General features: G+C 64.8%; 3 protein-coding genes. 1 reads left to right on the forward strand and 2 read right to left on the reverse strand.

Translation table 11 applies throughout. The annotated features are described in order from the left end of the window. Nucleotides 1-82: 82 nt before the first annotated feature. Both WCE35_RS17560 and WCE35_RS17565 read right to left on the reverse strand, forming a co-directional pair. Entirely contained in the window at nucleotides 83-1,870 is a 1,788-nt protein-coding gene (locus WCE35_RS17560) for a flavin-containing monooxygenase (protein ID WP_424594599.1), read from the reverse strand. A gap of 126 nt (nucleotides 1,871-1,996) precedes the next feature. Then, nucleotides 1,997-2,689: a DNA-3-methyladenine glycosylase family protein gene (locus WCE35_RS17565; RefSeq protein ID WP_424594600.1), complete on the reverse strand. Its 693-nt coding sequence runs from the start codon at nucleotides 2,687-2,689 to the stop codon at nucleotides 1,997-1,999. Nucleotides 2,690-2,726: 37 nt separating this feature from the next. Between WCE35_RS17565 and WCE35_RS17570 the strand changes: the two genes are divergently transcribed. After that, nucleotides 2,727-3,131, forward strand: a 405-nt coding sequence (locus tag WCE35_RS17570) for a glutamate--tRNA ligase family protein (protein WP_424594601.1), incomplete at its 3' end; no start/stop codon positions are given.

Consider the following 3,131-nt stretch of genomic DNA (forward strand, 5'->3'; position numbering starts at 1 on the left):
CGATCGTGGTTATGGATTCTCTGATGTGCAATTGCACATCATAGTTCGTGCTTCGCACGCCCCGGAATGACGGTTGGTTGATTCACGCCACGGCCGCGCGAGGGCCTACATCGCGCGGCAAAAACCCTTCCTCGATCGCCTTGATCTGCAGCGCCAGATGTTTTGAGCCGATCCGGCATTGCGCCAGCCCACCGGCGATGAACCAGAGGCCGGGCTGGCCGGTGCGCGTATACATGTTGCGCAGTTCCTGCCCGTCGCCGAATCCCCAGATCGGGCCGACGCGTTTTTCCACCGCCTCGCCGAACAGCTTTCGCACCAGCTCTTCCTGGCGCCGGTAGCCGGTCGCCAGCACGATCAGGTCGGCGGCGATGGTTTTGCCGTCGTTCATCCGCGCCCCCTCGGTCGTAAAGCCTTCGATGTCGGCAAACTGCTTCAGCGCGATTTCGCCCTTGACGATCAGGTCGGAGCAGCCGACGTTGAAATAATAGCCGCCGCCGCGGGTGAGATATTTGAACTGCCAGCCGGTGTTGTTCTCGCCGAAGTCGAGCTTGAAGCCGACACGGGCCAGTCCTTCCAGCAACTCCTTGTCCAGTTCCCTGGATTTCTCCGTCGTCATCGCATGACTCTTGCGCGCCAGCTTGAGCGGCATCGAGGTCGCGATCAGGTCGTTATCCTCGAGCGTCCCCTCGTTATAGGGCGCGTAGACCAGTTGCGCCGAGGGTTCGATGCTGACGATCAGCGTTGGGCTGCGCTGCACCAGCGTGACCCCGGCGCCGCTGGAGTGGAGGTCCTGCGCGATGTCGTGGCCGCTGTTGCCGGTGCCGATCACGATCGCGCGTTTGCCCTTCCAGTTCTCGCCGTCGTCATATTGGCTGGAATGCATCACCTTGCCGGTGAAATTCTTCAGGCCGGGGATGTCAGGCAGGTTCGGGATGCCGCTGACGCCGGTCGCCAGCACGACATGGCGCGGATGCATGGTGCGCCTGGAGCCGTCGGCGCGGCGCAAGGTCACGGTCCAGCGTTGCTCGGTCTCGTCGTAGTTGCCGGCCTCGAATTCGGTTGCGGTCCAGAAATTCAGCTCCATCGCCTCGACATAGGCCTCGAACCAGTTGGCGAGCTTGTCCTTGGGGATATAGGTCGGCCAGTTCGGCGGGAACGGCATGTAAGGCAAATGATTGACCTGCACCTGGTTGTGCAAGGTCAGCGCATGATAGCGCTTGCGCCAGTTGTCGCCGATGCGCGCCTCGCGATCGACGATCAGGGTGTCGACCTGCAACTGCTTCAGGCGCGCGGCGATGCACAGTCCGGACTGGCCGCCGCCGATCACCAGAACGGTGGGGTCACGGTCGGCATAGTCGGCCGAGGCCTTGCGCAGATCGAGCCAGTTCGGCCCGCGAAAATCGCGCGAATAGGCGTTGCCCCGCGGCCGCGCGGCTCCAAGCTGCTCCTCGAAACCCTTCAACTCGCCAAGCTCGGTCAGCAATGTCCAGGCCTTCAGCGTGTTGCCGTCGGCCAGGTCCGGGATCAGCCGGACAATCCCGCTGCCGCGCCCGACCGCGGTCTCGAACCGGAAGATCGCCTCGATCGCGCTGGTGCCGGCCCGCATCACCTTGCGCGGCGCGGCGCGGTCGGGATCGATCGCAAATCCATCGGGCGCGGCGCGGCGCGCCTGCGTCCTCAACTCTTGCAGAATGGCGTCCGCGCCGTTGATGGTCTGGATGTTCCAGCTCAGCGCCAGCACGTCGCGCCAGTAGCTGTCGGGGTGAAACAGGCTATTCCGCAGGCCGTCTTCCGGCCTTGCGAGGGCGTCCTCGAATTGCGCGAGCCAGGTATCGGCGGCCAGCGAAAGATCGTCCGTTTTGTCCAGCATGCGCGTTTCTCTTCATCGGCCGTCTGTGCGGCGTCTTTCCCGTTCGCAAACCTATACCCATTCGGCAGCGTGCAGAAAGGGCCGAGTACGGAACGACGCATGCAATGGCGAAGCCCTCCCATGTCATTACTTGGACCCGGGCACGTTGCCGGCGCGGGTCTTGATCTGTTTCTGTCCTGCTATCACGCCCTCGCGCTTCTTCAGCACCCGGTAATAGGCCCACCACAAATGCGCCGCGGCGCCGCGCAGCGGACGCCACGGTTCCGCCAGCGGCGCCATCTGTTTCGCGGTCGGGCGCGTCTTCAGGCCGAGCCCGATCCTGACCGCTTCCTGCACGGCAAGGTCGCCCGCGGGCCACGCATCGCCATGGCCGAGACAGAACAGCAGGTAGACGTCGGCGGTCCACGGGCCGATGCCGTGCAGCGCGGTCAGCGTGTTGTGGGCGGCGTCGGCGTCTTCATTGGCCAGCACATCGAGATTGAGCCGTTCCTCGGCGAGTTCGCGCGCGATGCTTTTCAGGGTCTTGATCTTGGCCGCCGACAGTCCGAGCCGGCCGAGACGGTCGGCGCGCGCCTTGCGCAGCGCGTCGGGATGAAACGGATCGAAGGCCGCGCTGATTCGGGCCCAGATCGCCGCCGCGCTCGCCGTCGACAGTTGCTGGCCGCAGACGATCGCGGCAAGGCCGGCAAAGCCGGGCTCGCGCTGGCGCAGCGCCGGCATGCCGGTGAGCTCGAAGATCGGCTTGAGCCGGAGATCCCGCGCGACCAGCAGGCGGATGGCGTCTTCGAGATCGGCCTGGGTGTTGAGATGGATGGTCATTGGGACCTAAAACCATCATGTCCTGCGAAAGAGAGCAATGCCGCCACCCGTTTTCCGATTTGCGCCGAGCCCGAACGGCTATCTCCATCTCGGCCACGCCTTTTCGGCGCTGTTGAATTTCGACCTGGCGCGCCGGGCCGGCGGCAGATTCTTGTTGCGCATCGAGGACATCGACGCCGCGCGATGCCGGCCGGAATACGAGGCTGCGATTTACCAGGATCTCGCCTGGCTCGGGATCTGCTGGGAAACGCCGGTGCGGCGGCAGTCGCAGCATTTTGCCAGCTATCGCGACGCGGTCGACACATTGTCGGCGCAGGGCCTGATCTATCCCGGTTTCGAGAGCCGCGCGGACATCGCGCGCCTGGTCGCGCAACGCGAGACCGAGGGGCCCTGGCCGCGCGACCCTGACGGCGGGCCACTCTATCCCGGCGCAGCAAAATCG

Origin of the sequence: Bradyrhizobium sp., from assembly GCF_049691595.1 — a bacterium.
Taxonomy (GTDB): domain Bacteria; phylum Pseudomonadota; class Alphaproteobacteria; order Rhizobiales; family Xanthobacteraceae; genus Bradyrhizobium.